Raw genomic sequence first — 26,983 nt, forward strand, 5'->3', positions numbered from 1 at the left:
ATCAAGTAAAGCTTAATGAAAATGGCATTACTCCATCGATGACCGATGGCTATGATTGCTATCAAAATGCATTGGCGGAGCGCATTAATGGCATATTGAAGCAAGAATTCTTACTCTATAAATGCCAAAATCTGAAAGAGCTACGTGAACTCGTCGAAGAATCAATAGTAATATACAATGAAATGAGGCCGCATTTGAGTTTAGGCATGGAAACCCCAAACCAAGTGCATAAAAAAGACCAGGAGCAAAAGCTACTGGCCTTCAATTAAAACCGTCAACGTATTTTAGGACGAGACATAACTCACACTTAAATCCATATAACGATTTCACAAACTGCATTTCCTTGACCATACTTTATGTAGAATAATGATGGGGAGAGACCCAAATGCTAAATACAAAAGTACAAGATTTTATGCAACGTAAGTTGCCACATATTACACCCGAAACCGAAATGACCACCGCCATTAGCGAGCTGCAAAAGTTTAAACTATTAGGCGCGCCGGTGTTTGATGATAATAAAGCTTTGGTTGGCTTTATTTCTGAGCAAGAATTACTACAACCACTGATGCAAAACAGTTATTTCTGCGATGGTGTGGTAAAGGTGAAACAGCTAATGCGAACAGATGTCGTCACCGTGAGTATTGATCAAAATATCATTGAGCTTGCCGACGGCATGAAGACTGGCAAACCCAAAAACTACCCAGTTGTTGAAGGTAACAAAGTGGTTGGCATGATCAGCCGTGGCGATGTGCTCAAAGCACTTTATGAGAACTATGTCTCGTGCCAAGAGCATCAAGTGTAAGTTTTGTAGCTAGCTGCTGCTCATTAGCGGTTCGCAGCTAACTCTCTTAAAGCGGCTTTATCGGCATTACTCAAATAAGCAATTTCAAGCGCATTCGCTTGTGCTTTTTCTATGTCTGTTTGGGTTAAGCCCGCAGCGGGCGCAGCGACACGATACTCATGTTCAATTTCAATGCCTTCTACGGCGGGATCATCCGTATTAATTGACGCCAAAATACCGTGATCTAAAAATGTTTTTAAAGGATGACTTGCCAATTCAGCCACTGTGCTGGTTTGAATATTACTGGTTAAACAAGATTCAATTCCGATGCGTTTATCGCGTAAATAGTCCATAAGTTTTGGATCTTCAATGGCTTTTACGCCATGCCCAATACGCGTCGCACCCAGCTGATTTATTGCCTGCCAAATACTGTCACTGCCTCGCGCTTCACCAGCATGAATCGTCGCGGCCAAATAAGCATCGTGTACTTGCTTAAAATGGTTAACAAACAACTCTCCGGGAAACCCCATTTCATCTCCAGCTAAATCAACCGCAACAAGATCGTTTTTAAATGCAAGCAGTGCATCCAGTTCTTGTTGGCAAATTTCAGTCCCGTACGTACGTGACATAATACCAATCAAATTCACTTTAATCGGGGCACCTTGGCAAGCACTTTTTACACCATCAACAACCGCTTCCACAACACCTTGTGGATGTAAGCCTTGGCTTTGCGCCATGTAATAAGGGCTAAAACGCAGCTCAACATAATCAAGCTTTTGTGCTAATGCATCTTCAACATTTTCGACTGCGATACGACGACACGCATCGTAATCTCCCAGCACTTTTACACCCCAATCAAGCTTTTGTAAAAACGCCACTAAATTAGGTTCAGGGTCAATCACCTGTACGTGCGGAATAAGTGCGTCAATATGGTCTGCCGGTAGCGCAAGATTAAACTGTCGACCCAAGTCTAAAATTGTCTGTGGTCGAACATTACCATCAAGGTGGCGATGAATATCAAGCAAAGGAAGTGTGTTGTTGATCATAATTGGCACTCAGTTCAGTCAGTTTTCGCGGATCATACGTACCCGCGTTGATATTTCAAGTTTAGATGATTTTATTTACTTTATTGAGGTCAATTGTCTGCATTAATTCACTGATTTATTTTGTAAGTGATACCACAAGGTTTTAAACAGTTTATCGGCATCAATGGGTTTCGTTAAATATCCATCCATGCCACTGGCCAGCCCTTTTTTCAAATCATCATCATGCGCATTCGCTGATAAGCCGATAATTGGTAGGTCATTTATTAATAATTCATTACGAATAACTTGCGTTGCTTGCAAGCCATCCATATTCGGCATTTGAATATCCATGAGTACTAAATCATAACTCTTTTCACTAATCATCTTAATTGCTTCGTGACCGTCTTTGGCAACATCGGGAAGGCACCCTTTTGTTTTTAAAATAGCGCACGCAACATGCTGGTTGAGCGGGTTATCTTCCACTAATAAAATAGCCACATTCGCAAATGATATCGCCGAAATGTCAATTTCTGATAGCACGTCATCCGTGTGGATAACAGCCTCTAAAGGCGACTCAAACGGCACTGTGAATGTAAAGGTAGAGCCTTGCCCTTCAACACTCGTTAGGCTTATGTCTCCGCCCATTAAATCAATAAGCTTCTTACAAATGCTTAAACCGAGTCCCGTACCGCCAAAGCGGCGAGATGTCGAACTATCGGCTTGAGAGAATGGTTGAAATAGCTGCTCCTGCACCTCTTTTTTAATCCCAATGCCCGTATCAATGACGCTAAAATAAGTCATCTTATTTTCTTGCCAAATTCGTAACGTGATCTCGCCTTCAGGGGTGAACTTAACGGCATTATTAAGTAAATTAAGCAGAATTTGTTTCAGCCGAATAGCATCTGTTTGAATCACTAATGATTCACTTCGGTCGTAATCAACCACAAAATTAAGTGAGCGTGAGTTCAGTTCAAACTGCATTAAATTACTGATCTCATTAATTAAGCTATTAATATCGACAGGTTCTTGGTGCAGCTCTAATCGCCCAGCTTCGATTTTCGAAAAATCTAGCACATCATTAAGAACGCGCAGTAACACGTTTAGCGCACCATCTGCTTGTTCGATATAAGCGCGGGCTTGCTGCCAATCTTGCTCTTGTAACGCCAAATAATGTAACCCTTTGATACCATTAATTGGGGTGCGGATTTCATGGCTCATATTAGCCAAGAACTCACTTTTAATTTGACTGGCTTTATCGGCTTTTAATTTTTCTTCTCGTAAGCTTTGTGTCTGTTTTGCCACTTGCTGTCGAATTTGAATATTCGTGCCCGTCACCGAGATTAAAAACGTAATCAGCAACCATACGAATAGCATGCCCACTATTTGCGCAAACCAATACACAAGCCATGAGGATTGCTTAACCGGCTCCCACAGCTTTACTTGCCAAACACGCTCACCAACAATGAAATTAAAATGCGCTATTACCTTTGTATCAACCCGCTGCGGACTGAATATTTCGGTGGGATTATCTCCATCCGTCATATCATAAAAACTGGCATCAATATCGGTGTTTTGGTTGTAGTTAAGCGTTTGTGCCAAAACCTCTAAGTTAACGACAGCCACAACATAACCTTTAAAACCAACTTGGTGATGTAAATCCGCATACACAGGGTTGAAAAACAACACTCCCCGTTCATTCCCGCCCCCTTGCATGAGCGAAATAGGTTCACTGACGGTGACACTTTTACTCAAGCGCGAATTGGTCAGCGCCTCAAAGCGGACCGCACTTGAAGCCAAGTCAAAGCCTTTCACTGCTTCATTTCCAATCAAGGGATGAATGTACTGCACTGGAAAATAAATATCGCGTTTGCTGACAGCTTGCCATTCACCTTCAGTATTTTTTTCTTTTACGTAATAGTCGTCACCTAACTCATCGCGCAGTAAGTTTTCGTAATTACTCAACTGTGAGTGAATGACTTTGGGTGCCCACTCAAATGCCGCTATTTCGCTGCTATCTTGCAATTGTCGAGAGGTAAAGCGCTTAAACTCTCTAAAATCAACGTCATCGCTGCTAGCAAAAAATGTCGCCAGTAACGCTAGATGAGACTGTATTTCACCAACACGGTGTTCTAAATTAGTCTTAATGGCACTTACTTTAGTCTGTTGACGTTGCTCGTCCTTGGCTTTTTTTACACTTGATGCACCATAAAAGCTGACACAAATAATCATGTAAATCACCAGGGACGGCACAATAATTTGAACACGTTGCTGAATGTGATTGTAACTAAACGCAGCCAGTACCAATGGAGTAAAAATCAGTACACCAATGCTGTCACCAATCCACCAAGCAACAAAATTGTTTAACGCCATATAATGGGGGATCACATCATTGATAACCAATAATGCAGTGCCTGCAGAGGCAGCTATTAAGCTACACAATGGACCGCCAATAATCAGCCCTTGTACGCTTTGTCTTAGTGAAGAAAGTTCGAGTGGATTTTTTACTAAATGGATAATAATGTAATACGCAAGCCAAGCTTGAAAAGTTGAGGCAAGGGTTACACCGATTGCTTGCAGCATTATCTGCCAATGCAAAATGTCGGATACGTTATCTAAATGAATTAAGTTAACCAGAAATGCACCCAGCAAAACCCCAGGGAGTGCTCGGTTTCGGCTGAGTAAAATACTGGCAAGAGCAATACCCGATGGAGGCCAAGCTGCCACAGCATAGCCATCGATTGCCAGTAAAGAATTGCTTAAATACCCCGTAAAAAAGTAGGCCAGAGCGATACTTATTGTTAGCGTAAACGCATTTTTCAAGCCATCACTCCTTAACTGGCAGTCATAAAATTACTGATACAGAACCAATGCTTTGTCTGGTTGCCCACTCTTACTGTAACTCAATACAGCTTGCTGTAAGTAGTCGTCACGATTCGTTGCGTTCAGTGCTTTATCAAACACACGTGCAGCTAAATCGTATTCGCCATGCGCATTGGCTAAACACGCAAGCGCAAGAAGAAGGTCGGTATTTTCGGTGTCTTTCTTCAATACGTCTTGCAAACTGGCCTGCAGTTTTAGCGCATCACCTGCTGCACTAGTGCGAAGAATACGAGCTAAGTCTTTATGTTGCAGAGGCTTTTTAATCATTTTAATTAAGCTTAGCTCTATTTTATTTAGTTTTCCTGCGCGCGCCATAGCTTTTAAGTAACTTACTTCTGCCATTGGTTTTAAGTTCTTTGTAAGTTGCTCAAAACGCTCGGTTAACGAGGTGTCAGCCTGCGCTGCAAAATAACGGTCAAACACCTGTTGCCATTCTTTTTCTGTGAGCACTTTTTTACGCAGTAATCGTGGCATAAAGTCATCAAGCGCAGACCATTTCTGCTCTTGAACTAAGACCTGAGCATACATTTTGAGCTCTAGGTTTGTTGCTTTTTTGCGCTCGGCTAACGTTTTTAATTCCGCAAAGATCGTGCTGCATTCACCGCTAGCAAGCCATAAATTAGCCACTTTTAATTGATTTGCTTGGTTGATTTTATCAAGATAGCTAATCGCTTTTTCACTGTTATTATTCGCCAGTGCAGCTTTGGCAAGCAGTGCATAACGTATATCGGTCCACGGCTCTGCGACACTGTTGTTATCCAGTGCTAATTCAAGCTCTGCGTAGTCGTTATTAATCAAACTCCATACGCCTTGTTCAATAGCCGCTTGTTTGCGCTCTTCACTGCGGGCAAAAAAACGATGGCGTGTATGGCTATATAACGACCATAAATAACGCACCAACTTATACCCTAAGTAAGCAATACCACACCCCAGCACAATAAGGGCTGCAACCCCCCATATAGTGCCCTCGATGGTCGTTTTATTGAACGCAATCAGTACATAGCCTTTTTGATCTATAAAAAAAGGAGCAATGCCTAAACAGACTGCAATCGCAATTATCAGCAATAAAAAGCGGATCATTGTGCCCACTCCTTCACCTGCTCCGTACTTTGCAATGACACGTTAGGATTAAAATCGAGTTGCTCTTTAGAAAGCTCAGTTAAACTCTTTAATGCAGCTTTAGTCACGGCATCATCTTGCTTAAAGTAGTCTTTCACAAGCGCATGTGCCGCTTCAACCGCTGTAAAGTACACACTACTTTGCTTGGTTAAAATCGCATCCTGTGCTTGTGCTAAATAGAGCCTTAAACGCTGTTTAACTAAATGACGCTCTTGTTCACTTAAAAACGGCGCCACAACCATGTCTTCTCGCGTACGAACCGTGACAAAAAAATCTTTGAATTGCAGCCACGACTTTGCAAGATTCTGACGCCATTCGCTGACATTTTCACTTAATTGATTAGGATCGTCCTGGCTGACTTCTTCAGGTAATGAAATCGCGTTAAATACCAACTCATCGACTTTTTGATTGATGCCATGCAGCTTTAAATAAATCGCTTCAACAGCCACTGGGTCAATGCCGTTCAAAGTTTGTAAGTCCTGATGAATTGCTTGGCGAATAGCCCCCGTACCAGGATGCTCTGCTAATAAGCTGTCTAATCGTGATAAAACAGCAGCCGCTCCCCGAAAGTCATGCTCAGCCCACAACTTAAACTCAGCCATACGCTGCAGACTGGTCACTTCTTGTGGGTTTAACGTATAGCTTTGTTGCTCAGCACGCTTTAAAGCGGCTTGCAGTTGTTGCTGAGTTTGTTCGGCATTTTCACGCAACGTATCCGCGACTTTTTGCTCGCTATTATACAAAGCTTGTTGCAGAGTTTGCTGAGCATTCTTGATGGCATCGAGTTGTTGCTTTAGACGTTGGTTTTCAGTTGTCAGCTCGTTAAATGCCAGAGTAGACTGCTGATCACTATTCAGTTTATGGTAAAACTCATAACCGACCGCTGAAGCAACGAGAAGTGAAATCAACAGTGCCAAACTACCGGTTTTACTTATCCCTTTTTTATGCTGAACCACTTGGTTTGATGCAGGCTTAGCCGCTGCTGCCTTTTTTGCTGGTTCAGCCGCAGCAGGTTTGGCTGACTGTTTTAGATCTGATTCACTCATTTTGCTACCTTGCTGATTAATGCAGGCGAACATAGCGCTATCACTAGCCCCTGCAGCAATATGTATATGTGTTCTAATGACATTTTTTTGTTGTAGGTATTCAGCGATACGTTCACTAGCAACATAAAACTGACACCCCTTCAACCATGCCAACTGTGACTCATTTAAGCCATTAAAAATGGCATCAACAGCCGCATTACTTGTAATGACTATACCCTCTACACCCGCTGTTTGCCAGTGGTCCATCCACTTACCTGATTCGCTTTCTATGGCACGTCGCTTATAAACAACAAGTTGATTTAACACGGCACCACGTTGTTTTAATGTTTTTGCTATTGTGGTACGCCCACCTTCTCCTTTCACTAAAACAATATTGCTAAGCTCTACATCTTGCAGTGTTTTTAGTGCAAGTAAGCCCTCGGAGTCGTGTTTTTTAGGAACTGCTGCGCGTCGCCCAAATGCCTCATGTATCGCATCTGCCGTCTGTTGGCCAACCGCATAAAGCTGCGCAGTTTTGTTAATTGTGGGGGTAAGCTTTAATAATGCGTGAACGGCATCTTGTGAGATAAAAATAATTTTGTCGGCATTTTCAAGCGGCGCGAGTGCTTGACTACTTGGCGTAAGATAATCAAGCGTCAATACTGGGCACAGGGTCGTTTGATAACCCGCCTGCTGAAGCTCAAGTGCAAGCTCAGTGCCTTTTCCTTCTGGACGAGTTATCAAAATATGCATATTACGCGTCTCTGTATACGTCAGCTAAAATTTTGTCTGCACCTTGCGCCAATAACTTTTCAGCGAGTTCAATGCCTAACTTCTCAGCATCAGCTACTGGGCCTGTAACGTCGTCGCGCAGCATTTGACTACCATCAACCGCGCCAACTAAACCACGCAAATAAACGTGATCATCATTCACGAGTGCAAAAGCACCAATTGGCACCTGACAACCGCCTTCTAAGCGGCGATTCATAGCGCGTTCGGCATTAACACGAATACGCGTTTCTGTATGCTCAAGCGGAGCCAGTAACGCTTTAGTTACTTCGTCATCAATACGGCATTCGATACCAACTGCACCTTGACCATTTGCAGGTAAAGAGACTTCTGGCTCGATGAACGCAGTGATTCGTTCTGGCATTTCAAGGCGAATTAAACCTGCAGCGGCAAGGATAATTGCATCGTATTGGCCATCATCGAGTTTCGCTAGGCGAGTATTCACATTACCGCGTAAATCACGGATATCTAAGTCTGGTCGCGCTTCTCGAATTTGACATTGACGGCGTAAACTTGACGTACCGACGATTGCACCCTGTGGTAACGCATCTAAACTCTTAAAGTTGTTTGATACAAATGCGTCTCGTGGGTCTTCACGCTCACAAATCGTATGCAACGCTAACCCTTCAGGGAACTCAACCGGTACATCTTTCATTGAATGAACAGCAATATCAGCGCGGCCGTCAAGCATCGCTTGCTCAAGTTCTTTTACAAATAAGCCTTTACCGCCAATTTTAGCCAAAGGGGTATCAAGAATAATATCGCCTTGCGTTGACATTGGAACGAGTTCAACTGTCACATCGTCATGAAAGTGTTCAAGTTGGGCTTTTACAAATTCTGCTTGCCATAGCGCTAGCGCACTTTTACGAGTGGCAATTCGAACGCGTTTGATTGTCTGTGTCATGAAAAATCCAATTATTTATCTGGCTGAACTTAATCAGCTAAAATTCTAAATTCTTTTTGTGCAAGTAAAGTGCCTTGTGCGTCAACGACTTCAACACGCCACTCACCAAGCTGTTCTGGCATAATATTTTTTGTCGAGTAAGTGCGATAACGCGGACTGCTTACTGCTAATTCAATAGAGGCTAGCTGCTCATCTTGGTAATACCATTGATGACGAACCGTTTGCCCTTGCATATTTCTAAGCTCACTAAAGAAGCTCAAACTATGCGTAATGTCCGCTAATCTTACATCGTTTTTTAGAACATTGACTGGTTCTCGATCAACAACATCGGTGGTTAATACCGCACGGCTCACTTTATCTGTATCTATTTTAGCGCCAATGGCCACGCTGGCAACATGAGCTGATTGTGAAAACTGCTGCACTTTATTATTAGGTGCTAAAGCGAGCTGCTGTTCATCGTTATTTTCAGGCTTCGCTTCACTGTCTGTGGTCGTTTTAGCCGGTAATTGAGTGTCTTGCGAAGTAACGGTGTCAAGTGATTGCACGTGTGTTTTGGGCTTGAGAGACTCAGTTTCTGGCTCATTGGCCACACTATTAGGCACAAGGTCAGGGGTATTCACATCGGGCTGCTCTGCACTGTCCTCTGTGTTCTCGTTAACGTGCTCTGCTGCAAGATTATTATCAGGAGCTTGTAATACAGCGGTAGTCAACTCAGTGTGCGGCTCATCTTGTTCACTTTGCTCAGCACTCACAGCACCTACGAAGCTGTATATTACAGTCGCCAGGGCCACTAAAATCACGCCACTGAACATAAAAATACGTCGCCAATGCCATTGGTACGTTACCGCTGTGGGTGATGTGCTTGCAGGCTCCGCCGAATTCATATTTGCTGTTATTACAAGTTTGTTTGTCATGTTGGCCTCTTCACAACCAAAAATTAACTTAAGCGAGCAATTAACCACGCTCGAATAGCCATCAGTTCTTCACCACACACCTGATGTGCCATCGGATAGTCTTGCCAGCTAACTTCCATGTTATTTGCGCTCAGTACGTCAAATGCTTGCCTGCCCGCGCTATGCGGTACAACATCATCCATACGCCCATGCGCCATAAATATATTTAACGCCTGTTGCTTAGCTTCGTCAGCCAACTTATCGGGTGCGCACATATACGTTGATAACGCCATGACACCTGCTAACTTATAATCAAGACGTGGAGCCAAATGCAGTGACACGACACCCCCTTGCGAAAACCCTGCTAAAATAATTTTACTCGCGGGGATGCCTTTCGCTATTTCTTGATCAATGAGCTCAACCACTTTAGCAGCAGACTCTCGTACGCCTTGTTCGTCGGCACGCTTATCTAAATCCATCGATTTAATGTCGTACCATGAGCGCATCGCCATGCCCCCATTAATGGTGACCGGTTGCACTGGCGCATGAGGAAACACAAACCGCACACCGAGCTCTTTCGGTATCGCTAACTGCGGAGCAACAGGGGCAAACCCTTCCCCCGAGTCACCCAAGCCATGCAACCAAATAACGGTTGCCTTATGCTCACCTTGCGCGGGGTATTCTACAAACCCTAAACTCATAACTCAGAACGCCACTCGATTGGTTGACCCGCTTGGCGCGTAGCCGCATCGCACATAAATTGCCAGAACTCAGCACCAGAACGATTATCAATCCACTTATCGTCTCGCAATTCAAAGTGATGACCATTGAATTTAGTTGCCACCCACACTTGGTGCAATGGCGCTTGTTTATTGATCACTATTTTGCTGCGATCTGGGAAGATGATTTCTAAAATACCTGATGCAGACTCGTAGTCTAAATCAGCATCACATTCATCGATTTGCTCTTCAATTGTTAGCATCAACGCATCGGCTAGTGTGTGGTATTCATGATCAGTCATTTTAGTGTCCTTTAACGGGCTTTAAGCCTAGATCTGGAGGCAGATTGTGTACATCAAGTGTAACAGGAATAAATTCATCCGCGAATAGCTGCATTTTTTAAATATTCTGTTACTCTGCGATTATAAAGCCAGCAACCGTATTAATCTAATGAAAGAGACTCATAGCCAAAAATTTAAAACAATTTTACCTCTTAGTGCCCTACTTATGCTCACTCTGGTGGGCTGTGGACAAAGCGGTGCGCTTTATCTTCCAGATGATACTGCAAAGCCAGCAGAATCTCAGCCACAGGCTGATCCATCCGAACAACCAGAGCAAAAACAGGACCAATAGATGGACTTTTTTAACTACAATAATAATCAGCTGTTCGCTGAAGACATCGCTGTCAAAGAGCTTGCCGACCAATACGGTACGCCCTGCTATATCTATTCACGTAAAACCTTTGAGCGCCATTATCTCGCTTTCGCCGAGGCAGCTAAATCACACAAAAGTTTAGTCTGTTACGCCGTTAAAGCGAATTCAAACATTGCTGTATTAAATATTTTAGCGCGCTTAGGCTCTGGTTTTGACATTGTTTCTAAAGGCGAGTTAGCTCGCGTTATTGCAGCCGGTGGCGATGCCAGTAAAGTGGTATTTTCTGGCGTTGCAAAAACTGCTGACGAAATTGCCTACGCGCTTGAATTGGGGATCAAATGTTTTAACGTTGAGTCGGTTGCTGAGCTAGACCGTATATCAGAAGTAGCAACTTCACTAAACCGTGTTGCACCTATCTCGATTCGCGTGAACCCGGATATCGATGCCAAAACACACCCGTATATCTCAACCGGTTTAAAAGAAAATAAATTTGGTATTGATATTCAAACAGCGGTCAGCGTTTATCAATATGCAGCATCGCTTCCAGGTTTAAACATTACTGGGGTTGACTGTCACATTGGCTCACAGCTTACAGAAATTAAGCCTTTCTTAGCGGCTCTGGAAAAAGTGCTGACCTTAATCGAAGAATTAAAAGCCGTGAATATCACACTTACCCACCTAGATATTGGTGGAGGATTAGGCGTGCCTTATAATGGTGAAACACCGCCTCACCCAAGTGAATACGTTGATAAAATCACATCTCGCTTAGCTAATTATCAAGACTTAGAGCTTATTTTTGAGCCCGGTCGAGCCATTGCAGCTAATGCGGGTATTTTAGTGACCAAAGTTGAGTTTATTAAACAAAATCAAGACAAATATTTTGCCATTGTTGATGCCGGTATGAACGATATGCTGCGCCCATCTCTTTACCAAGCATGGCAAAAAATTGTGCCTGTCGAACCGCGCGAAGATGGCACGCCACGTCAAAACTACGACATTGTTGGCCCAGTGTGTGAAACGGGTGACTTTTTAGGAAAAGACCGTGAGCTTGCGCTACATGCTGGTGACCTACTGGCGCAACGCAGTGCTGGCGCATACGGCTTTACCATGAGCTCAAATTACAACTCACGTCCACGCGTCGCTGAGATCATGGTCGATGGCAAGCAAAGCCACTTAATCCGCCAACGAGAAACCTTAGAAAGCCTTTGGCAAGGTGAGAAAATTTTACCATAAACGTTTTTATAACCGCCCTGCTCTGTGGCATGATTAGCTCAGAGCAAATCCGAATTAGAGCGCTATGTTAGTTAATTTCTCAAAAATGCACGGCCTAGGTAACGACTTTGTTGTTATTGATAACATCACGCAGAATGTTTTCTTGTCACGTGATCAAATAAAGAAACTGGCAGATCGCCACTTTGGTATCGGCTTCGATCAATTACTTATGGTTGAAGCCCCTTACTCTCCTGATTTAGATTTTCACTATCGTATTTTTAATGCTGACGGCAACGAAGTGGAACAATGTGGCAATGGTGCTCGCTGTTTTGCGCGTTTTGTGCGCATGAAAGGCTTGACCAACAAACATAAAATTACCGTATCAACCAAGTCGGGAAACTTAACCTTATACATAGAAAAAGATGGTCAAGTAACCGTAAACATGGGCCACCCAGTCTTTGAGCCAAACAAAATTCCTCTCAAGGCAAGTAAACGCGAGTTAACGTACATTATTCGCACTGAAGAGCACACTATTTTTAGCGGTGCCGTGTCGATGGGGAATCCGCACTGCGTGTTAGAAGTCGACGACATTCAAACCGCAGAAGTCGCAACCTTAGGTCCACTACTTGAAAACCATGAACGCTTTCCACAGCGCGCAAATGTAGGATTTATGCAGGTTATTTCACAAGACCACATAAAACTAAGAGTGTGGGAGCGAGGCGTAAATGAAACATTAGCCTGTGGTACAGGGGCGTGCGCAGCGGTGGTGATTGGTCAAATACAAAGTAAACTGGCAAGCACTGTACAAGTTGACTTACCAGGAGGAAGCTTACAAGTGCGCTGGCAAGGTGAAGGTCATCCAGTAAGAATGACAGGGCCTGCAGAGCATGTATTCGACGGACAAGTGGCATTATGAGTAAACTAACAGAACAACATGTAGCTGAGTATTTAAAAGCACATCCAGACTTTTTAATAAATAATCCAGATGTTCTTGCGACACTTGAGTTGCAACAGCAAACGGCCGCTGCGACATCATTAGTGCACATTCAGCAGCGTCAGTTGCGTGAACACAACACCTTATTAAAAAATAAAATTGAGCAGTTAGTTGCACAAGCAAAAGAAAATGAATTGATTCATCGTTTGTTTAGCGAATGCCATCGCCAACTGTGGACTAACTACGACTTCAAAACGCTGGCAAATAATCTGCGCAATATTATTTGCACAAACCCGCTAATCAATGAATGTCAGTTAGTAAAGTATGAAAAAAAATACGATGATTTAATTGCTCACCGTTTACAAAATGACGGCATCTACTTAGGACGAGTGAATCAGCAAGAACGCGATTTATTATTTTCAGAATCAACCCAATCAACTGCCTTGTATTTGATTGGAAATAGCAACCACCCTGTCGCTATTTTGGCGTTTGGCAGTGATGATGTTAACCACTTTGAGCCCGCTAAAGACAGTTTTTTTGTGCTTGAGTTCGTTCGCTCATTACAGCTACGGTTATTGGAACTTGCATGAGCGACGTAACAACGCCAGACCTTAATGAATTAAGCGATGCATGGCGTACGCCCATCCAGCTTTTTGCTGACTACTTACGTTACGAAAAACAATATTCGATACACACCATAAACCAATACACCAGCCAGCTCGGCTTTGCCGCTTTATATTTTAGTAAGCTCAGTGAGAACTGGTTTACGGTTCAAGGTGAGCATATTCGCCGCTACAGTATGCAGCTGCGCAGTAAACAGTTAAGTGGCCGCACCATTAGTTTAAAGCTCAGCTGTATTCGCAGCTTGTATAAATTTTTAAAAGCAAAGAACATTGCCAATCAGGCACATTACCATAACCCTGCTGAAGCTATTAAAGGGCCTAAATTCTCAAAACCCTTGCCGAAAAATTTAGACGTTGATCAAATGGCAAAATTGCTAGAATTACCCGATGACGATCCTCTCGCTATTCGTGATAAAGCGATGATGGAGTTAATGTACTCATCGGGCTTGCGTATTAGCGAGTTAGTTGGTGCCAACATACAAGATATCAATCCCCGAGAAGGCGAAATTTTAGTACGGGGTAAGGGCAACAAAGAGCGTTTACTGCCCGTGGGGAGTAAAGCGTTAAGTGCGTTAAAAGCATGGCTAAAAATTCGCCCACAATTTGCACACCCTGATGAAATAGCCATATTCGTCAGCAGCCAAAAGAAACGTATTTCAATACGTCATGTACGGTTGCGCATGCAAGAGTGGGGGATCAAGCAAGGTATCAGCTCACAAGTACATCCGCACAAGTTACGTCACTCATTTGCATCACATATTTTAGAATCGTCGGGTGACCTGCGTGCAGTACAAGAGTTATTGGGACACACTAGTTTGTCTGCGACTCAAGTTTATACACACCTTGATTTTCAACATTTAGCCAAAGTATACGACAACACCCACCCACGCGCTAAAAAGCGCTCAACACCCGAGTAACCCTGTAATTATGATCCGATTTAATCGTGCCTTATCGCCCGTTTCTGTTCTAAGTTTTGATTTAGATGACACCTTATACAACAATCATCCAATCATAAAATCAGCCTTACAAGCCCAAGCTGACTACTTAGCAAATATTGAGCAATGGCCTGCCGACAGTATGAACTACTGGCTGACATGTCGCGATAATGCATTAAAACAAGACACAACCTTGGTTGACGATGTCACTCGTTGGCGACAAGCAGCCCTGTTATATGCAATGCAGGATCTTGGCTTTGAACACGACCTTGCCAAACACCATGCCGAACAAGCATATCAGGCCTTTGCAGATGCTCGTAGTCAAATAACCGTTGCTGATGATGTGCTTGAATTACTTGAAAAGCTTGGCAGGCATTTTCGCTTAATCGCGATTACTAATGGCAATGTCGAGGTTGAAAAGTTTAATCTAAATGGGGTGTTTGAGTTAGTGCTTCAAGCAGGCCCACATGGTAAAGCAAAGCCTCACGCTGCTTTATTTAATAACGCAGCGCAGTTATTAAATGTCGCTCACAGTGAAATTTTGCATATTGGTGATAGCTTAGACACTGACGTACAAGGCGCTAATAATGCGGGCTGTCAGAGTGTTTGGTTAAATAACCAAGCGACTAATTATCAATACAAAGGGCTGGCGGATATTGAAATTGAAGATATTTTTGCATTAAATCACTTAATTAAAGAGTAACTATTTTTACACGGTCTCGGTTGTTGCTAAAGTAATCCTCTAATCATTGAGATTTTTAGGCAAAATAAATGAATACTCTGCTGAAACTTTTACTACTGTGCTCATTAAGCATTAATGGCTACTTTATTTGGCAGCTCAGTCGTCAAGAGACCACGGTGATAGCAGATAAACAGCAATTTACAGCAACTCAGGTTAATAGCGCTGTTCAACCTAAGCTATTTGAGCACGCCATCACATTGTTTAATAACCAACAATTCGATAAGGCTGTTGCCGCATACTCGCAGCTCAAGGACAATTCACCGCAATACGCACAGCAACTTAAACATGCATGGCAACAAACCGTTGAAACATGGCTGCTAGAGCAGCACGAGCATATCAGCGAGCAATTTCTAAGCGCCTTTTTAAACAGTCATCCATACGATGCCGCCATGTTAAAGCTCGATGCAAAACGGTTAATTAATCAAGGTTATGTACAACAGGGTATTGTTAATTTGATGGCGCTAAGTGATCAATTAGACAGTAATCCGCACAGTGACCTCACTCAGCAAATAGAAGAGCTCACTACTTTACACAGCAATCACTTAATTAACACACAACATTGGCAGCAATTGCTCGAACACAGCCAGCAATGGTTAGAATACGCGCCCTATCATGCCTACTACTTATATATTCATGCATTGGCTTACTACCACTTAGGTGACTATGTGGCGAGTCAAATAAGTTTAGAGCAGTTACCTAATAACCATGCCTTTAAAACACAATCCGACCAACTTAGGCAAAAAATACAGCATGCTTTGGCAGGCGTTGAGAAAATAAAATTAACTCCCCGAGGGGCGCATTACCTTGTTAGTAGCGTTATTAATAATGAGATTGAGGCCACGCTCATGATTGATACGGGAGCAAGCTTTACCGTTATTGACCAAGCGCTATTGAATACACTCAGCGAACCGGCCCGCTATATTGACACCTTACACGTAAATACGGCGAATGGGCTCGTTGAAGCACAACGCTATCGAGTACAATCGTTTCGCATAGGCCAGCAAAAAGTTGATGACTTTGATATTTTGGTTATCAACAATCACACGGGCTTCGGCCTACTTGGTATGAACTTTTTAGAGAAATTTAAGTTTAATATCAATCAGCAACTGGATGAGTTAGAGTTAACAAAGACTATTTATTAAGGACGAAACATGACACTCAATGACTTCTTACAAAAATTAGCTGAAACACCCCATTTAATCGAGTTTACCGATACAATGGCGGTAATTGATCGTCATTATGACTTTACGCCCAGTGGTTTCAATAATCACGGACTAATTAGTTCAGCCAATGAGAATAATGGATCATGTAAAATCTTCGCGTTTGCCAAACTTAATCAACTCAGCAAACAAAACACCCTCGATTGTTTTGGCGCGTTTTACCGTGAAGACGTTGTTAAACACCCTGATGGCCAAGATCACATGAATATACGCACATTTATGCTCGCACCTGAGACTACGCCGTTTTTGGGGATCACCTTTAGTGAAGAAAATGTACTAAAAGCAAAATAACTACAGCTTTTTTTCCATAAAATAACGGCAGCCGTTGAGTGGATAATTTGCCATTTGGTACACCACTTGGTAGCCGTTTTTTTCGTAGAAAGGTTTAGCTTGGAAATCAAGCGTATCGAGTTGAGCGACCGTTGCCCCAAGCGCAATAGCTTTGGTTTCTAACTCATGGAGCAAACGCGTTGCAAGCCCTTTACCTCGTGTAAAGTCGTCGCACCACAGCCAACTTATCAGCAGCCAGTTACCAAATACATAACCATGAATACCCGCAACAGTATCACACTTTTTATTCACGTATTTAAAACCTAACGGCACGCGTTCAGCATTAAAGTGCTGCTTATTAAATGCAACAACATGCGCCCTTAGCTCATCGTTTAGCTCTACCGAGTCATCACTTTTTAATTGATACATAGCATACCTATAAATGTTATGACTCAGTATAAGCGTTTAACGTATTCAGTATAAATGATTTTTTCCGTAAGGGACTTCTAGCATGTTGCTCGCAAGTTTTTCTGGCTGGCCACACATTTCATCGTACGCACTGGTATGACGTAACACCATCTCACCATAGCTCAAATGATCAAGTCGCTTTTGAATATGCAGCGGGCTCAAATCACGGATAAACTCGCCTTTCTCGTCAGTAACATAGTACTCCACATTATTGATAACCACAGACACTTGATAAAGTGCCATTTCCAATGAGTGCACAATAACTTTTTGCAGTGGTTGGTGCGCTGCAAGTTCAGATAACTTAATCGCCATGTGAAATCCTCTTTGTGTATAGAGTTATCTATACGTGAATTTGGTATACTGTGATCAAATTAATTGTGCAAAAATCATCCATGGTAGAAAAAGTACGGCTTGCTAAATATATTGCTCATGCTGGCATATGCTCTCGTAAACAAGCCTCACGCTTAATTGACCAAGGCGTTGTAAGGGTTAATGGCCAAGCGGCAAATCATATTGACCATGTAAACGACGAAGATGAAGTGATTGTTGAAGGACAGACGATCACAGGAAAAGCACCAATGGTTTATTTTGCTTACCATAAACCCGTAGGCATTGATTGCAAACTCAATCGTAGCGATGCACAGAGCCTTATCCATTTTTTACCGAGCGAAACCCGCGTTTACCCCATTGGCCGCTTAGATAAAGACTCCCGCGGACTGTTAATACTGACCAATGATGGTGAGTTTTGTAACCAATTAATCCACCCAGACTTTCATCAGCCAAAACGCTACCTGGTCACGGTCGATAAACCGTTAAATCACACTTTCTGCCAAACAATGGCACATGGCGTGCCTGTCGATAAACACATCACTCTTCCGTGTGAAGTAACGCAAGTAAATGAGCAGCAGTTTATGATTATCTTAAGGCAAGGGCTTAACCGTCAAATTCGCAAAATGGCGCACTATTGTGGCTACAAGGTTATTGATCTTTATAGAATTGAAATTGCCAATTTATCTATCGAACAGCTCGGCCTTGCAGAAGGGCAAACAACCCGTATCGAAAAAACAGACATCATCTAACAAAAAAAGTTTGCATTATTTGACTACAGGTGTAATCTTTAATTAAAGATTACATATGTAGGCAATAAAATGATTGAACTTTCAAAAGCAGAATTCGAAGTATTAGATGCCGTGTGGCTCGATTATCCTGCGACAGCCAGCCAAGTTATTGAGCGTTTAAGTGACGATAAAGAGTGGCACGAAAAAACCATAAAAACCTTACTCAGCCGCTTAGTTAAAAAAGGCGCACTCAGCTTTGAAAAACAAGGGCGACTGTATAACTACACGCCTTGCATTGCGCGTGAAGAGTACACACTAAAAGAAAGCCAAAGCTTTGTTGAACGTTTCTTTAATGGCCGTATAGCCCCGCTGGTTAGCGGCTTTGCAAAGTCTGAACAACTTTCTCAAAACGACATTGATGAGCTTAAAAAAGTCATTAATGATTGGGAAAAGCAGCAAAAGTAAGGTGATGTCATGTTCGAAACGTTTTTTAATTGGCTATTAGAGCAGCAACTCTTTATCTCTTGCGCTATTTTATTTCTTATCCTTCTTGAGCGAAAGCTCCTCAGCCACGTATCTGCTCGCCTTGTTTATGCGTTATGGGCATTACTCCCTGCGTGTTTAATGTTGGCAAATTTGCCTGATCATTTAAAACCAATACACAATCAGTTCATTAGTCAGTTTACCATTACCCCATCTAATCCAGTGACGCCACAGCTATCACTGAGCTGGTTCGCTATTTATAGCCTAATAACAATTACACTTATGCTCTGTGCCGTGTACTTTCATTATCAGTTTCTCACTCGCTTAAAATTAAAGCCAATAGCGACCCCTAATGACAACTATAAAGGATTACGTTTTTATCAAAGTGAAAAAGTCAGTTCACCCTTAGTCATTGGGCTGATAAAAACCAAATTAGTCCTGCCATCTAATTACAACATTAATTACGACCAGCATGCTTTAGCCCTTATTTTGGAGCATGAGTGTGTCCACATTCATCGTAAAGATAATTTAATTAACGCGTTGGCGCTCATGGGCACCTTGTTAATTTGGTTTAACCCACTCGCCTGGTTGGGCTATGCCAGCCTGCGTCGATTGCAAGAGCTTTCATGCGATGAACACGTACTAAAAGATAAATCAACGGAACAACGAATTCTATACAGCAAGGCATTAGTGCATTGTGCAAGCTTTAGCACCGTGGGACTCATGGCTTACTCACAATACGGAGATAAAAACACCATGTTACAAAGACTCAACCAAATTAAACAACTCGATAATAGCTCGTTTATTGCAAAAACAGCACTTGTTATTTTTGCGGCCGGTATGCTTAGTAGCTTTGCAATTGCAAAACAGCCTGTGAATGCAGAGAAAGAAAAAGACTACCAAGCTGTGATGCGTGTAGAGCCTATCTATCCAGTGCAGGCAGTAGAGCAAGGAATAAGCGGCTCAGTTGTATTGAAATACGACATTTCACCCAGCGGGGCCACCAGCAATATCAGTGTTGTGAGTGCTGAGCCTGAGGATGTATTTAACCGAGAGGCTAAGCGCGCACTAAAAAAATGGCAATACGCGCCAACTGAATCAGGCTATAAAAATGTCCTCGTGCAGCTCGACTTTGCTTTGGATGAAAACGTTAAAGCGAAGGATTTAATTGAGAAAATTAAAGTGAGCTCTAAGTAATTAACGAGCACCAAAGACCCTAAAGCAAGCGCCTTTTTTAAACCGCTTGCTTTGTGGTTTTTATAAACAGACTGCAATCATCGCCACGGCACAAACATAACCAACGAGCCAAACCAATGAACGCAGAATATCTTGGTTTATATAGTAAAAAATGCAGTACATAACACGTGAAACAACATGCATAACAGCCAATGTTTCGGTAACGTGATACACATTGTTAGTACTCATAACGACCGCTAAAGCAACACCAAAAACAATCAAAGATTCAAAACTGTTTTGGTGTGCAGCCAACGCGCGAGCGCCAAATCCTGTTAGTTTGCTCTGCTGCTCTCTTGGGTGTTTATTGTCGTATCCCGCAAGCTTATTTTGTGCAAATGCGACGGGCGCTTTCGCTAAATAAGGCAATAATACAGCAATGAGTGCACACAGTATTAATGTTGTCATAACGCTTCCCTATTCTGTTGTATACACCTACCCTAACGTAAACAGAAAAAAGCCGCTACCTTTAACGACACCGTCTAACACAGCTGATTTTTTCTCAAGTTGATCGATAAGCTAATGCGCTTACAACACGGCTTTGTTACTCTAACAGCCTCTCCCCATTAATTTATTTTCAATATGACTTGGATTTTCTTAACCATTTTTGCCGCCTTTATGCAGTCGTGGCGAAATGCATTACAAAGTAAACTCAGCGCACATGTCAGTGTAGCAGGGGTCACTTTGGCACGTTTTATTGTTGCAAGTCCTATTGCAGCGCTGTATTTATTGAGCCTTTATCGTTATCAAGCAACCGCACTCCCCGACTTCAACCCTGCTTTTATTGGTTATATTGTTGGTGCAAGTGTTGTACAAATTGTCGCAACCGGCTTAATGGTTAAACTGTTTAAAATGAACAACTTTGCTGTTGGAGCAGGGCTTGCTAAAAGTGAAGCTTTAATGGCCGCCATTTTAGGAGTGCTATTCTTTGGTTCTGCGCTGTCTTTATTAGGTTGGTTTGGTGTATTTATTGGTGCCATTGCCGTCTTACTGCTCAGTGGGATTGCCAATGTCAAACACTTCAACTTAGGTACCGCGTTATTGGGATTGGCTTGTGGTACTTCATTTGCGCTTTCATCATCTTGGATCCGCGAAGCAAGTCTTAACTCAGGACTGAGTTTTCCGCATTCTGCAGCATGGGTTTTAGTACTTATTATTAGTCTGCAAACTGTTATGTTGTGTTTTTATATCGCGCTAAAAGAACGCGACACCTTTGCAAAAATGTGGCAACACAAAGGCACGACAACTGCCGTCAGTGTGTGTAGTTGTTTGGGGTCTATAGGGTGGTTTAGTGCCATGAGTTTACAGCATGTTGCGTATGTGAAAACGCTAGGGCAAATTGAGGTGTTCTTTACCATAATGGTATCAATACTGTGGCTTAAACAGCCGCTAAAACGCCAAGACACGGCAGGGCTCGTGTTAATTGCGCTCGCGGCTATACTCGTTATGCTTCCTTAAAAGAGCGGCAATAGCCGCTTTTTTAATGACTGATTTTAAGCGTGATCACACCACTTATAATCAGTAATACACCCGCGATGCGACCAAATGTGGCTGCATCGCCGTAAAACAAAATACCCACTAAAAAAGTACCTGCAGCACCAATGCCTGTCCATACTGCATAAGATGTCCCCATGGGTATTTGTTTTTGTGCAAGCCATAACATGAACCCGCTGGCGACCATAAACGCCACGGCAATCGAAATACCTAACCAGCGGCTTTCTTGATCTTGCGACATTTTAAGCCCAACAGGCCAGCCTATTTCTAATAACCCCGCCACAATTAAGTATAGCCATGCCATTAGTCGTCTCTCTTTTTCAGTATCACATCGTACAAGTCTTCACGACGGTCTTTTAAGTTACGCACGGTTCCTTCGCTGTGAAGAATCTTCAACTTATCCATGTCTAAATCACTGAATAACAGCATTTCGGTATTTGGGGTTGCTTCGTTTAATGTCGCATCGTGTGGAAATGAAAAATCTGACGGCGTTAATACTGCCGATTGTGAATACTGTACATCAAGGCTTTCAACTTCAGGTAAATTACCAACAGAGCCAGCAATAACCACGTAGCACTCATTTTCAATAGCACGCGCTTGTGCACAATGGCGCACACGTAAATAACTGTTTTTAGTGTCTGTCCAAAAAGGCACAAACAAAATATCTAGGCCTTGTTTTGCTAAAATACGCGACAACTCTGGAAATTCAACGTCATAACAAATTTGGATCCCCACACGCCCCGCGTCGGTTTCGAATACCGCAATTTTATCGCCGCCTTGAATAACCCAGTCGTTTTGTTCATGAGGCGTAATATGTATTTTACGCTGCTCATCAATTTTACCGCTTCGATGACACAAGTAGCTGACATTATAAATCTTATCGCCCTCTGCCAGTGGCATTGAACCGGTAATAATATTGGCATTGTATTCAACAGCCATACGTGACATCGCATCGCGAAAAGTTTCGGTGTACTCAGCTAAGTAACGGATCGCTTCTGTTTGATTGCTTTGCTCAGTTAAGCCCATTATTGGCGCATTAAAGAACTCTGGAAATAAAATAAAGTCGCTTTTATAGTCAGACACTGTATCCACAAAATATTCAACTTGTTTTAGCAGTTCTTCTACCGAGTCAACACAGCGCATTTGCCATTGTACAGCCCCTACACGCACTATAGATTTAGTTGATTCAAGCACAGTATCAGTGGGTTCAAACATAATGTTATTCCACTCTAACAACGTAGCGTAGCCCACTGACTCTTGGTCTTCAGGTAGGTATTTTTTTAGCAGTCGCTTTACCTGAAAATCATTCGAAAGCTGGAAACTGAGAATCGGATCATATAATTCTTTGTGATCAACTTTCTCAATGTATTCCATTGGCGACATATCACTGCTGTGATTGTAATAACGTGGAATTCGCCCGCCCGCTAAAATAGCGCGTAAGTTATACTGACGACAAAGCTCTTTACGTGCGTCATATAAACGACGACCGAGTCGCATACCTCGGTGGGTCGATGAAATAACCACATCTAATCCGTATAACGCATCGCCTTCTGGATCACTAAAGACACGGTCATGACCATCAACAATATCTTCATAAGTATGGGGGTTAGAAAAACGCGCATAATCAACTTGCACACTCAGTGCTATGCCTACTAAAACGCCATCATCCACAATCCCGATTTGACCTTCAGGAAATTGATCAATCAGTCTGAAAATCGTATGGCTTGGCCACGCGCCCCCCAGCCCAGGATAGGCTTGATCCATTAAAGTTTTTATTTGTGGATACTGCTCTTTCGTTAAATTACAGATCGCTAAATGCGTTTTTTCTGCCGGCATACATACTCCTTTTAGGCACGAGAGGACAAACCAAGCGGCAATGTGCATACTATTCTCTCAACTAATTGATTCTAGTCTGCATCTTTTGCTTGTTATGCTAAACCCTAAGCTTAGCAAATATCAGGTGAACACGTGTTTAATCCTGCGCCCAAATTGTGAACTTTTTTACTGTTATCTATGTGAATAACCTAGAATAGCTGATCACTGCTGAAATTATCATCTATACTTACATTCTCCCTGTCTGTATCTATGAGGTTGGTTTGATAAAACATCTACTTAAACAACCTACGCAGACTGGATTAGAAGAAATTGAACATGTAAAGTTTCTCATCATTTCTAGAATTGCTTATTTTGCGTTAGCAGTTCATGCCTTATTAATACCAGCCTTTGCCCACATTGGAGCCAATACGCTTGCCATAGTAAACGTATTAAGTGTTTTTGCTTGGGGCGGTGGCATCTTTCTTATAAACCAAGGATTAACCTCATTAGCGCTGAGAGTATTTTGCCTCGAAGTGCTCATTCATGCAGTGGTGGTATGTGCAACACTGGGACTCAGCGCAGGGTTTCAATTTTATTTATGGACAATTTCTTGTATTTTAATGATCGACTATCAATTGCCGTTAAAACGCGCTGCTATTTATAGCTTTTTAATGATCATCACCTTTGCTTTGTTATACGTCTTTTTTGCCGAAGTAACCTATACCTTTTCCTACCCTGAACTCATTCCTCATATCAATGTGATCAACATCATTATCGCTGGATTACCCATGGTATATGGCATTGGCTTAATTAGAGAAATAACGATATCACAGCGAATAGAGCTGACAGAAATGGCCTCTCGTGACCCACTTACAAAATTGTATAACCGTCGTTTTGCAAAAAAACTCATCCTAGCAGCCCATAAAAAAAGCATTGAGAACGCTGATAACCTCTGCTTAGTTATGGCTGATATTGATCACTTTAAAAATATAAATGACAGCTACGGCCATGATAAAGGCGACACCATATTGTTGAATATTTCTGCCGCTATTCGTGCTTTTTTAACTGAAAATGATATTGCGGTACGCTGGGGAGGAGAAGAGTTTTTGTTACTACTAGGGCACACCAATCAACAACAAGCCTTTGCCAAAGTCGAAGCATTACGCCAGCAAATTGCAGCCATTGAACCGCATCAAGACTTTCCTGAATTAACCGTCACGATGAGTTTTGGCCTTATTGAATGGCAACCGTTAGCGTCGCTTGAGTGCATGCTGCAACAAGCAGATGCCGCATTGTATAAAAGCAAGCACTCAGGGCGAAATAAAACCACCATCGCGACCGGACAAAGTAGCGTATTTAATAACGTTGACGCCGTTAGTTAACCGCGTTAATCGTAATACTGTGTACGATATTTTGCGGCAACAGTGGCGTCAACTCGCTAGACACATAATCATTAAACCCTGCACGGTAAAACTCCGATAAAGGATGACCTGACTGACCTCCAGGAATCGCCATAATCGCATTTTCTAGATAACCTGGCTGTACGATAAAGCGCTGTGATGCGCCAAAACTTCGACCTTGTACTGCGGGCATAAAAGTATCGCCAAACCCCGGAGCCGTTGGCATATTCAACAGCTTTTTAAGCACTGGGATCTGCTTAGCGAATGGGTGTTCAATCACCAATTGATTCACTTTTCCCCACTCCCAACTATGTAAATTATTGCCATACTGCTTCGTTAATTTAGCGACGGTGTGATCGAATACTGCCAACATTTGCTGCTGCCAATCGCTGTACTTTGGATTTAACCAGTGTGCCGGTTTTTCCTCAATCAATTGCCGAAGCGCAGGCTCTAAATCACGCTTTACATATTTCAAGCTACCGCCGTCTAACTTAAGTGTGTTTTCAAGAGGACTAAATAGGCTATTAATAACTTCGTCTCGATAACGTTTCACTAAGGTATAGCCTATTGAGTCGCTACAAGCACAGGCTTGCCAGTTGTTAAGCGCTGTTAAGTAAACAGCATACTTATCACCGGCAGCAGTTAATTGATTAACAAGTAAATTATGCCAATCTTTTAAAAAGCGCGCTTCATTATCGTGTTGTAAGTCATAAAAGTCTTGTTCGTTAAACTGTTGTTTTTCAAATAAGCGATCGCGAATTTGCGCTGAACGAGCCCCCATCGCATACGCTCCATTACCAAAACGCGCATGGTCTGCTGCAGAAACAACACGTGAATTACCCGTCCAAAGGCGACCACTCTCAGGGTTTTTAACAAAGGGGCGATCGGTTTCATTATCATGCCATTTGGGTGAGTAATCTTGCTCCGATACCGCAAGCTGATGAGGCACTTTACGTGCTGGAATTGCCCCCATATTTTTCCATGCTGCACTGCCCTTATCATCAACCACCATGAGGTTTTGCACCGGAATACCAACATACTCTGCAAGCGATAAAGCGTCATCGACATTGCGCGCTTGCTCAAGCTTTAAAAGCGCCATGTTTACAGCATAATCATGATGGGCAACCCAGCTTAAGGCGTATGGCTTACCGTTAATCTCTGTCACAGGGCCATATTCACTCATCGTTAATGCATAATGCTCAGTGCTGCCATCATTTAAGAGTATGGGTTCGTCGATTTGCCATGTTTTTTCTTTTCCATCCAGTGCAATCCAGTCAGCAGTGTCGAGGTACCCATTGGTAAACCCCCAAGCGATTTTATTATTAGTGCCCACAACAATAGCGGGCGCTCCCGGTAATGATACCCCTGTAATTTGCTGCATTTCTCCCTTTAATGGGTAATTCAATTGCGCGCGATACCAAATGATTGGCACAGCAAACGACAAATGCATATCATCCGATAACATGGCCGACCCTGTGGCGGTTAAATCGCCTGTTACTGCCCAGTTATTACTGCCTACTTCTTGGTTTTCATCAATGTGAGTCATCGCCCACAGCGGCTCATTTAATGCGGGAATCTTGCCTGAATATGGGGCTAATTTACTGTTATCTAGCGCGGCTTGATAGGGACTCGGTTGAGTTATAAATTCAACCATTGCATTACCGTACCGTTGTTCAATTTCAATCAGTGTTTTATCACGCTCAAAGGTTGCCGTTTGCAAATCTAAGTACATACTAAAAATAATCAGTAAACTGTCTTCACTTTGCCAAGGCTTGGCCTCTGCGCCCGTTAAAATATACTCAAAACTGTCGAAACCAACTTGTGCATGCCCTTCATTGACTCCCGCTGTATAAGCTTTTAATAAAGCCTGATCTTTATCCGGTAATTGTGCGAGCATAATTTGGCTGCGTTGTCGCAATTGATGAAAACGCATTTTTTTATCAAGGCCTAGAGCTGCTTTTCCAAATAGCTCACTCAGTTCCCCTGCTGCGTTTCGACGCAATAAATCCATTTGAAAAAAGCGATCTTGCCCATGCGCAAAGCCAAGTGCATAAGCGGCATCTAAACGGTTTTGAGCATGAATTACGGCTTGCCCCAGCTTATCGCGCTCAATTTTTACTGAGTGGGTAATTGCCGAGCTGGTTCCCCGACCATCTAAAGCAGGTAAACTTAAATTCAACACACCATAAGTGATCCCCGTAGCGAGTAGCCCCACTATAAGTAAGCTTATTAGTAACCATTTGATTATCTTAAACATGCCCAAATTCCTTGCGCGAAAGTAACAAATACATGGGTATAGTAACCCGT

At 42.7% G+C, this 26,983-nt stretch carries 29 protein-coding genes; 15 read left to right on the top strand and 14 right to left on the bottom strand.

Annotation, left to right across the window (positions count from 1 at the left end; genetic code table 11):
* Both LPA49_RS16795 and LPA49_RS16800 read left to right on the top strand, forming a co-directional pair.
* On the top strand, positions 1-269 hold a 269-nt coding region (locus tag LPA49_RS16795), incomplete at its 5' end, for an integrase core domain-containing protein (RefSeq protein WP_230236436.1).
* 116 nt (positions 270-385) lie between these two features.
* Positions 386-802, top strand: coding sequence for a CBS domain-containing protein (locus LPA49_RS16800; protein WP_036974436.1), 417 nt, complete (start codon positions 386-388; stop codon positions 800-802).
* A gap of 23 nt (positions 803-825) precedes the next feature.
* On the opposite strand, the gene add is transcribed toward LPA49_RS16800, so the two are convergent.
* The 8 genes from add to cyaY form a co-directional block, all read right to left on the bottom strand.
* Complete coding sequence (gene add / locus LPA49_RS16805) at positions 826-1,827, bottom strand: adenosine deaminase (protein WP_036974434.1); 1,002 nt, start codon at positions 1,825-1,827, stop codon at positions 826-828.
* 102 nt (positions 1,828-1,929) lie between these two features.
* Positions 1,930-4,626 carry a CHASE domain-containing protein gene (locus LPA49_RS16810; protein ID WP_230237319.1) on the bottom strand — a complete coding sequence of 899 codons (2,697 nt, stop codon included), beginning with the start codon at positions 4,624-4,626 and terminating at the stop codon, positions 1,930-1,932.
* A 30-nt stretch (positions 4,627-4,656) separates the two neighbouring features.
* Positions 4,657-5,766, bottom strand: a complete 1,110-nt coding sequence (locus LPA49_RS16815) for a heme biosynthesis HemY N-terminal domain-containing protein (RefSeq protein ID WP_065978890.1) — start codon at positions 5,764-5,766, stop codon at positions 4,657-4,659.
* Complete coding sequence (locus LPA49_RS16820) at positions 5,763-7,583, bottom strand: uroporphyrinogen-III synthase (RefSeq protein WP_118843890.1); 1,821 nt, start codon at positions 7,581-7,583, stop codon at positions 5,763-5,765. Before LPA49_RS16820 ends, LPA49_RS16815 begins: the two co-directional genes overlap by 4 nt.
* A 1-nt stretch (position 7,584) precedes the next feature.
* Entirely contained in the window at positions 7,585-8,523 is a 939-nt protein-coding gene (gene hemC, locus LPA49_RS16825) for a hydroxymethylbilane synthase (protein WP_036974425.1), read from the bottom strand.
* A 29-nt stretch (positions 8,524-8,552) separates the two neighbouring features.
* A complete protein-coding gene (locus tag LPA49_RS16830) occupies positions 8,553-9,437 on the bottom strand; it encodes a DUF2914 domain-containing protein (protein WP_036974464.1) in 885 nt (294 codons plus the stop codon).
* A 23-nt stretch (positions 9,438-9,460) separates the two neighbouring features.
* Positions 9,461-10,117, bottom strand: coding sequence for an alpha/beta hydrolase (locus LPA49_RS16835; RefSeq protein ID WP_118843888.1), 657 nt, complete (start codon positions 10,115-10,117; stop codon positions 9,461-9,463).
* Positions 10,114-10,437: an iron donor protein CyaY gene (gene cyaY, locus LPA49_RS16840; RefSeq protein WP_036974421.1), complete on the bottom strand. Its 324-nt coding sequence runs from the start codon at positions 10,435-10,437 to the stop codon at positions 10,114-10,116. Before cyaY ends, LPA49_RS16835 begins: the two co-directional genes overlap by 4 nt.
* A 148-nt stretch (positions 10,438-10,585) precedes the next feature.
* On the opposite strand from cyaY, the gene LPA49_RS16845 reads away from it, so the two are divergent.
* From LPA49_RS16845 to LPA49_RS16880, 8 genes are all read left to right on the top strand, one after another.
* Positions 10,586-10,768, top strand: coding sequence for a lipoprotein (locus LPA49_RS16845; protein ID WP_036974419.1), 183 nt, complete (start codon positions 10,586-10,588; stop codon positions 10,766-10,768).
* A complete protein-coding gene (lysA, locus tag LPA49_RS16850) occupies positions 10,769-12,022 on the top strand; it encodes a diaminopimelate decarboxylase (RefSeq protein ID WP_065978886.1) in 1,254 nt (417 codons plus the stop codon).
* 64 nt (positions 12,023-12,086) lie between these two features.
* Positions 12,087-12,917, top strand: a complete 831-nt coding sequence (gene dapF, locus LPA49_RS16855; RefSeq protein ID WP_036974416.1) for a diaminopimelate epimerase — start codon at positions 12,087-12,089, stop codon at positions 12,915-12,917.
* On the top strand, positions 12,914-13,525 hold the full coding sequence (locus LPA49_RS16860) for a DUF484 family protein (protein WP_036974415.1): 612 nt from the start codon (positions 12,914-12,916) through the stop codon (positions 13,523-13,525). Before dapF ends, LPA49_RS16860 begins: the two co-directional genes overlap by 4 nt.
* Positions 13,522-14,475: a tyrosine recombinase XerC gene (locus LPA49_RS16865; protein ID WP_036974413.1), complete on the top strand. Its 954-nt coding sequence runs from the start codon at positions 13,522-13,524 to the stop codon at positions 14,473-14,475. The genes LPA49_RS16860 and LPA49_RS16865 overlap by 4 nt, the downstream gene beginning before the upstream one ends.
* Positions 14,476-14,485: 10 nt before the next feature.
* Positions 14,486-15,196 carry an HAD-IA family hydrolase gene (locus tag LPA49_RS16870; RefSeq protein WP_180311284.1) on the top strand — a complete coding sequence of 237 codons (711 nt, stop codon included), beginning with the start codon at positions 14,486-14,488 and terminating at the stop codon, positions 15,194-15,196.
* Between the two features lie 68 nt (positions 15,197-15,264).
* Positions 15,265-16,377 carry a TIGR02281 family clan AA aspartic protease gene (locus LPA49_RS16875; protein ID WP_180311283.1) on the top strand — a complete coding sequence of 371 codons (1,113 nt, stop codon included), beginning with the start codon at positions 15,265-15,267 and terminating at the stop codon, positions 16,375-16,377.
* 9 nt (positions 16,378-16,386) lie between these two features.
* Complete coding sequence (locus LPA49_RS16880; RefSeq protein WP_074989623.1) at positions 16,387-16,746, top strand: HopJ type III effector protein; 360 nt, start codon at positions 16,387-16,389, stop codon at positions 16,744-16,746.
* Here LPA49_RS16880 and LPA49_RS16885 read toward each other — a convergent pair whose 3' ends face one another.
* Together LPA49_RS16885 and LPA49_RS16890 are read right to left on the bottom strand one after the other, a co-directional pair.
* Positions 16,747-17,154, bottom strand: coding sequence for an N-acetyltransferase (locus tag LPA49_RS16885; RefSeq protein WP_065978881.1), 408 nt, complete (start codon positions 17,152-17,154; stop codon positions 16,747-16,749).
* A gap of 45 nt (positions 17,155-17,199) precedes the next feature.
* On the bottom strand, positions 17,200-17,505 hold the full coding sequence (locus LPA49_RS16890) for a DUF6482 family protein (protein ID WP_036974408.1): 306 nt from the start codon (positions 17,503-17,505) through the stop codon (positions 17,200-17,202).
* Positions 17,506-17,585: 80 nt separating this feature from the next.
* Between LPA49_RS16890 and LPA49_RS16895 the strand changes: the two genes are divergently transcribed.
* From LPA49_RS16895 to LPA49_RS16905, 3 genes are all read left to right on the top strand, one after another.
* Entirely contained in the window at positions 17,586-18,272 is a 687-nt protein-coding gene (locus tag LPA49_RS16895) for a pseudouridine synthase (protein ID WP_075594412.1), read from the top strand.
* 69 nt (positions 18,273-18,341) lie between these two features.
* Positions 18,342-18,716 (top strand): BlaI/MecI/CopY family transcriptional regulator, encoded by a 375-nt coding sequence (locus LPA49_RS16900; protein ID WP_036974407.1) that lies wholly within the window; start codon positions 18,342-18,344, stop codon positions 18,714-18,716.
* A gap of 9 nt (positions 18,717-18,725) precedes the next feature.
* The gene (locus LPA49_RS16905) at positions 18,726-19,931 is read left to right on the top strand and encodes a M56 family metallopeptidase (protein WP_036974406.1); all 1,206 of its coding nucleotides are present in this window, start codon (positions 18,726-18,728) and stop codon (positions 19,929-19,931) included.
* A gap of 60 nt (positions 19,932-19,991) precedes the next feature.
* On the opposite strand, the gene LPA49_RS16910 is transcribed toward LPA49_RS16905, so the two are convergent.
* Entirely contained in the window at positions 19,992-20,375 is a 384-nt protein-coding gene (locus LPA49_RS16910; RefSeq protein WP_065978879.1) for an MAPEG family protein, read from the bottom strand.
* A gap of 174 nt (positions 20,376-20,549) precedes the next feature.
* Here LPA49_RS16910 and LPA49_RS16915 point away from each other — a divergent pair, with 174 nt between their 5' ends.
* The gene (locus LPA49_RS16915) at positions 20,550-21,425 is read left to right on the top strand and encodes a DMT family transporter (protein WP_083633684.1); all 876 of its coding nucleotides are present in this window, start codon (positions 20,550-20,552) and stop codon (positions 21,423-21,425) included.
* A 22-nt stretch (positions 21,426-21,447) separates the two neighbouring features.
* On the opposite strand, the gene LPA49_RS16920 is transcribed toward LPA49_RS16915, so the two are convergent.
* Positions 21,448-21,765 (bottom strand): multidrug efflux SMR transporter, encoded by a 318-nt coding sequence (locus tag LPA49_RS16920; RefSeq protein WP_036974404.1) that lies wholly within the window; start codon positions 21,763-21,765, stop codon positions 21,448-21,450.
* Positions 21,765-23,297, bottom strand: a complete 1,533-nt coding sequence (locus LPA49_RS16925) for a carbon-nitrogen hydrolase family protein (protein WP_036974402.1) — start codon at positions 23,295-23,297, stop codon at positions 21,765-21,767. Before LPA49_RS16925 ends, LPA49_RS16920 begins: the two co-directional genes overlap by 1 nt.
* 260 nt (positions 23,298-23,557) lie before the next feature.
* On the opposite strand from LPA49_RS16925, the gene LPA49_RS16930 reads away from it, so the two are divergent.
* The gene (locus tag LPA49_RS16930) at positions 23,558-24,658 is read left to right on the top strand and encodes a diguanylate cyclase (protein ID WP_230237321.1); all 1,101 of its coding nucleotides are present in this window, start codon (positions 23,558-23,560) and stop codon (positions 24,656-24,658) included.
* Here LPA49_RS16930 and LPA49_RS16935 read toward each other — a convergent pair.
* Complete coding sequence (locus tag LPA49_RS16935; RefSeq protein ID WP_180311282.1) at positions 24,651-26,933, bottom strand: penicillin acylase family protein; 2,283 nt, start codon at positions 26,931-26,933, stop codon at positions 24,651-24,653. The two genes, LPA49_RS16930 and LPA49_RS16935, sit on opposite strands and share 8 nt — an antisense overlap.
* Positions 26,934-26,983: the final 50 nt, after the last annotated feature.

Source organism: Pseudoalteromonas sp. MB41, from assembly GCF_020966275.1.
GTDB classification, from domain to species: domain Bacteria; phylum Pseudomonadota; class Gammaproteobacteria; order Enterobacterales; family Alteromonadaceae; genus Pseudoalteromonas; species Pseudoalteromonas lipolytica.